Here is a 6,011-nt window from a genome sequence, read left to right on the forward strand (position 1 = left end):
TGGGCAGGAAGCCCAAGACCGGTGCCCAAGCAAAGCAGGGACAGCGCCGCGCCGGGATCGTTCGTCATCAAGGCGCGACAACAGGCGCATAGTCGAACTATGTCACTGTTGTCGCAACACAGAGGACGGACGACAAAGACAAGCAGGATGGTATGACATTTGACAGAAATCGCCTAAGCCCGGGAAGTGTCCCGGGCCGATTCGTGTCGGTGTGACGATCGGCGCACGCTAACCCAGCTTCTGTAAGAAGGGTAGTGCGATGGCGGCGCCGCCGACGGCCGCCGCGAACAGATAGGCCAACGCGATCCGGGTGGACAAGGATTTTTGTTTCCGGGATAGCTCCTGCACCTCGCCGGTCAGGGATGCGGGTCCCTGTGCGCTATCGCCGGACGTCGCGGAGACGAAACCGGCGACGGCCTCCCGGGCGATGGTTTCCGCCACGGACCGTCCCGCGTCTTCGCCCGCGCGTCTGGCCTCTGAGATCAGCGCGTCGTTCAACTCGTCGCCGATTCCGCCGGCCTGTGCCGTTTCGGTGCTGCCAGCGACCTCGGCGGCAACTTCGCGCACACGCTCCAGATCGCTCTCGCTGAGTCCGGAAGAGGCATTACCGAACGATTTCAGGCGATCTTCGAACGCCGCGAGACTCTTCTCCAGCGCCGCATCGGTGGCCTCGGCGACGATGGCCGCCGAATCCACGGAACCAGCGGATGCCTCGGCGGATGTGCCCGCCTCGACCGTTTCGAGTCGGGACACCAGGTCGGAGAATCGGTTTTCTGTCGCCTGTTGATGTTCGGAGAGCCCCTTGCCCAGGAGCGCTTCGACCTGTGAGGTATCAATCGCAGGAGACTCGGATTCGAGTCGAGCAATTCTATCGGGCAGATCGCCCAGGTCCATCGGGCCGTGCCGCGATTCTATCTGAGACAGACGCCGCGAGAACTCCTCGAGGGTCGAGGCTGGGGATGCGGATTCCAGCTGTTCGATCCGGTGAGGGAGGTCGCCGAGGTTCGGTGAATCGCTACCGCCCTCTAGTGCCGCAATCCGCTGCTCGAAGGCATCGAGCTTCGCGGCCGGCGACTCTGATTCGAGCCGCTCCAGCTTTCTTGCGAGCACGCTGAACTGGCCCACCAGGCCTTCCAGCATGTTCCTGAACTCGTCCAGCTCCCCAGACGCCGCCAGTGTTCCTACTGCTTCGTGCTCGACGACGCCGGTCCGCGGCTGCGCGGCGAACTCGAGGACTTCCTCCAGCTCCTCGACGACCGGGGGTTTGGCCAGTACACCGGCGGCCCCGTTGTTGACGGCATTGGCCTTGAAATCGGCCTCATCCTGTCCGGTACACATGATCACCGGAATACTCCCGGTGTCCGGGTTGTCCTTGATCGCACGCATGGCGTCGATTCCGTTCATGTTCGGCATCTGATTGTCCATGAACACGATATCGGGCCGGCTGTTCTCCATGTGGCTGAGCGCCTCTTCACCGGACTCGGCCTGTTCGACTTCCACACCACGTGCAACCAGGAGTTTGCGCAGGGTCAGGCGCGCGAGTTTGGAGTCGTCAACTACCAGGGCTTTCATCGTCGTCATGGTCTTCCTTCCGGTGTCAGATTGTCGCGACCGCAAGCGCTGCCTGGGCATTCGCCAACTGGACTCGCGTACCAGGATTGCATTGAGTTTAGTACCATTCCGGCGAATGGTGATGCGTGAGTCGGAAGCGTCACCGCCGCGGCGTTTCTGCCCGGCATTGCGGTTGTCATGGACAGCAAGGACAATCCGGCGACACCCGCCACTATGAATATCATGAGAATTCCCCGTCCAGAGGGCGTGGAGGGGACGAACGGCACGAATCCGGCGCGATCTGGTATGCCATTTTCCGGCAATCGCCCAGGAACGCCCGAATCTCCTTTCAGAAGGGGAAGTAGGTGACCAGCCGGACGCCAGTCAATCCGTCTCCCAGACGGAAGGCCAGACCGATCCGGTCAAAGGAACCGCCGAGGATCCTGAAGGGTTCGTATACGCCGAGTGTGGCGCCGAGTTCGAATTCCTGGCTGACACTTTTGGTATCGTCGAACGGCTGGGAAAACGTCAGATCGTTGAAATAGGCGTACCAGGTGAACTCCGCGCCGACATTCATCCGACGGCCGAACGCGCACAGTCCCAGGGGATAACGGAAGCTCAGCCCGGTAATGAATGCGGAGAGCGACTCCGATTCGCCGCTGTCCGGGTTGTACCCGGCGAAAGTGAGCGAGTTGCCGAGTTCGAGATTCAGCTTGTCCCAGCCGCGTGTATGGAGGCTTTTCAGCCCCCCCGAATACAGTAAGGCGGTGACGTTGTTCTCGTACTCCTTTCCGAACCCTGCGTTGAGAAACGGTTTAAGGCGCCAGTTGTGACGCATCGGGATCGCCAGTTCGAAGCCAGGCGCCATGCTGAAGGTTCCGAACCGATCCGGGAGCCCATCGACGACATCCAGAAAACCGAAGTCGACGAATCCGAAGGCGACGGGCAAGGTCAGCTTCAACCCCCAGCGGTCGTCGCCCATTCGGGTCAGGTTGTAGCTTAGCGGTACGCGTATCACCGCCACGGTGCGGTCGGCGATGCGATATGCTCCGGTACCAAAGGCCAGGGCGTAGTTCCAGTTGACCAGGTTCCGATCGTCGTCCGGCACCGGTTCCGCGGCACCGGGGATCGCCGGGATGAATGCCAGGGCGCACATCAGCGCGAGGGGTGCGGTCCACAATCGCGGAACGAACACCCGACTAACGGCCAATGCCCTGTGGGACCGCAGCGAGGGACCGAGCGGTCGCCAGGACACCCCCGGTCCCCTCCGTGCCGGAAGGGGCTGATCAGACGTGATGGATTTCCAGTTCCAACGACGCGTTCTTATCGAGCGTCTGTCGGTTGCTGACCACCGCGACATGGGCGTCTTGCGGCCTCAGCCAGATGTCAGCGGCACGACGCAGATCGTCCAGTCCGACCTCGAGCACCCTGGCGCGGAATGCCTGACGTCGCGCCGCGTCGCGACCGTGCAGGCTCGCGAAGAAGGTCCCGATCGCCTCGCCGGCCGGTGACTCGGGTCGATCGATGTCGCTGACGACGTTGAGAATGGCCTCTTCCAGTTCTCGGGCTCCGGCATCGTCTGACATGAGCCAGTCGAGCGACCGGTCGAAGTCGGCCAGCGTTTCCGCCAGTCGCGGGTCCCGGTAGGAAAAGAAACGGAATGCCCCCGTGTCGGAGTTGTACCCGGCCCCGGACCCGTATGCCCCCCCCTGTTCACGAATGGTCCGATGCAGAAAGCCGTTGCGAAGCATCGGACCGAGCACCATGAGGGCCGTGGCGTCGTCGTGGTCGTAGGGGGGGGCGGGATAGGCCTTGGCGCAGAAATTGACCTGCGTATTCGTGGCCCATCCCTGCCGGATCCTGGTATCGACGGGATCGAGCGTAAAGGGGGCGTGGTTCTTCGCCGGTGCTGGTTCTTTCGCCCAGATCCGTTCGAGGGCGCTTTGCACGGAGTCACGGTGCTCTGACTCGGACACCGTGAGAAACTGCCGGGGTGCGCCACGGATCAGGTCTCGCAGCACCGCCAGGCGTTCGGCGAACTCGCCCAGCGCCTGTCTGTCGTCCAGTGTCTTGTTCAACGCCTTGACGTATTTGATTCCGTCCAGTCCGGACCAGCGCTGCGCCAGCGCACCGAGCGGGCTGAGGCCGGCGCTCGCCGCTGTCATCGCCAGTGCGTGTCCGCTGCCGGTGATCTGGGTCTCGCGTATCGCACTCATCTGGGCGATCAGCTCCCGCAGGCGCGGCAGTTCGTCGAAGCGTGCTTGGCCAAACACCTTATATATCAGCTCGGCCAGAGCGGACTGGTTTCGCACCAAAGCCTTGCCGCCCATGGCGAACAGTCCCCGGACCCGACCGGTATCCGATACCTCCGAACGCACCGAGGTGCGTGCACCGATGCCGCCGCTGACCGAGGCCTGCAAGGTCTGGGCCTGCAGATAGTCGAGCGTCCCGCAGCCGACTTCGGTCAGGCATTCGCAAAACAGCGGCAGGTGGTCCAGGCTCGCCTCGTCCATGGCCGGCAGATCGATGGCCACTTGTTCGTATACGAGTCCGTTCGTTCCCTGGCCGAACCAGGTAGCGGGCATGCCGCAGACCACGGTCCGCGAGCCTTGCGGAATCTCGAGCGAGTGGGGGATGTCCTCGAGCCCCACCTTGGGAAGGATCTCAGGGTTGTCCACCATCTCCTGACGCGCCTTGAGGCGGGACGCCACCTCGATGATCCGCGACCTGTCCGCCTCATCCATTGTGGCGCGGATTTGCTCCAGCCGTTCATGCTCGCGAGCCTCGCGCCGGGTGCCCATGCCCGTGTCCGGGACCATGGTCAGACGCACGCGATGCGGATTCTCGAGCAACATCCGCCTGGCGAGGTCCTTGATGAAGCCGTCGTCCTTGATGTCCTCCCGCAAGCGATTCAGCACCGGGTCGATGTCCAGCACGGCCAGCGGGTCGCCGCCGTGCAGCGCCGACGCCAGACCTTTCAGCATGAGTTGCAACCCATAAGGGAAGCGTCCTCCGCCGACCTCGCGTTGTTCGAGTTCGAGCTGGTGGAGCACCGACTCGACACGATCTCGTGGCACGCCGTTCTGCGCGACGTCGCGGATCACGTCCATGACAAGTTTCTCGACCGCCTCGGCCTCGTCGGGGTCCGAGCCCTCGACGCCACAGGCGAAAACGATCTCACGCATGTCGTCGTCCAGTCCGCAGAGCTCCGAAGGGGCCGAGGCCAGGTTGGTCGTCTCCAGCGCCTGGCGAAGGGGAGATGCGCTGTTGTCCAGCAGGACGCTGGACAACAGGTGCGCATTCATGCTCTCGCGCAGGTCGGCTCCCTTGCCGAGCAGCCATCCCAGCACGATGTGGGTCTTACCCGAGGTGTCCTCCTCTCCCTCCAGCGGATAGGCCGCCTCGATCGCGAAGGATTCCGAATAGCGCTTCTCGTCGGGGATCGAGAAATCCAGCGACTGTCTTTCGAAGCGGGACAGTGCACGTTCCTCGATCATGTCCTGATGTTCCTCGACGGGGAAATTCCCGTAGGTCATGAACACGGCATTGGAGGGATGGTAGTGGCGCGCGTGGAATGCCTTGAGTTGTTCGTAGCTCAGATTGGGAATGTCTTCGGGCTCGCCGCCGCTGTTGTAGTGGTACGTGGTTGTCGGGAAAAGGTTGGACTGCAGGGTCTGCCACACCTGTCTGACCGGCGCGCTCATCGCACCTTTCATCTCGTTGAACACCACGCCCCTGAAGACCAGTTCACTGGCCGCGTCACCCGGTTTCGCGAACTCGACGCGATGCCCTTCCTGGGCAAAGTCCAGCGGGTGCAGATTGGGAAAAAATACCGCGTCCAGGTACACCTGGAGCAGATTGTCGTAGTCCTTGCGGTTCTGGCTGGCGAACGGGTAGGCGGTCCAGTCACTGGAAGTGAACGCGTTCATGAACGTGTTCAGCGATCGGCGGATCATCATGAAAAAGGGGTCGCGCACCGGGTAGTGCTCGCTGCCGCACAGTGTCGTGTGCTCGAGGATGTGAGCCACCCCGGTCGAATCGCTGGGCACGGTGCGAAATGCCACCAGGAAGGCGTTGTTGGTGTCTTTCGAGGCCATGTGATAGTGGTCGGCGCCGGTGTTGCGGTGCCGGAACTGCTGGACATCGAGGTTCAGCGTCGGAATGGACTCGCTGCGTACGAATTCGAATGCTGTGTGTGACATGGGATGGTTCGGGTAGCCTCGTTAAATCCTGAGGGTTGTACACTTGGCCGGCGAACGCTGTCAAATGACCCGGTGACCTGTCGGGTCGCTGCCAGATCGAGAGGGGCCTTAGGCGAATGCCGGAAAATGACATACCAGATCGCGCCGGGTGAGCTGCGAAGCAGTGAACGGCTTGGGCAGGAAGCCCAAGACCGGTGCCCAAGCAAAGCAGGGACAGCGCCGCGCCGGGATCGTTCGTTATCAAGGCGCGACGACAGG

Annotated in this window: 3 protein-coding genes; all 3 read right to left on the bottom strand. The window is 62.5% G+C overall.

Translation table 11 applies throughout. The features are described from left to right. Positions 1-228: 228 nt before the first annotated feature. Positions 229-1,581: a response regulator gene (locus LJE91_13760; protein ID MCG6869747.1), complete on the bottom strand. Its 1,353-nt coding sequence runs from the start codon at positions 1,579-1,581 to the stop codon at positions 229-231. A 319-nt stretch (positions 1,582-1,900) separates the two neighbouring features. Further along, positions 1,901-2,806, bottom strand: a complete 906-nt coding sequence (locus LJE91_13765; GenBank protein MCG6869748.1) for a hypothetical protein — start codon at positions 2,804-2,806, stop codon at positions 1,901-1,903. A 31-nt stretch (positions 2,807-2,837) separates the two neighbouring features. Next, a complete protein-coding gene (locus LJE91_13770; GenBank protein MCG6869749.1) occupies positions 2,838-5,753 on the bottom strand; it encodes an insulinase family protein in 2,916 nt (971 codons plus the stop codon). Positions 5,754-6,011 lie beyond the last annotated feature (258 nt).

It is taken from the genome of Gammaproteobacteria bacterium (assembly GCA_022340215.1).
In the GTDB taxonomy this organism is placed as follows: Bacteria; Pseudomonadota; Gammaproteobacteria; order JAJDOJ01; family JAJDOJ01; genus JAJDOJ01.

Coding starts and splice junctions, on each gene's coding strand:
- LJE91_13770 (MCG6869749.1), bottom strand. CDS start 5,753: ATGTCACACACAGCATTCGAATTCGTACGCAGCGAGTCCATTCCGACG.
- LJE91_13760 (MCG6869747.1), bottom strand. CDS start 1,581: ATGACGACGATGAAAGCCCTGGTAGTTGACGACTCCAAACTCGCGCGC.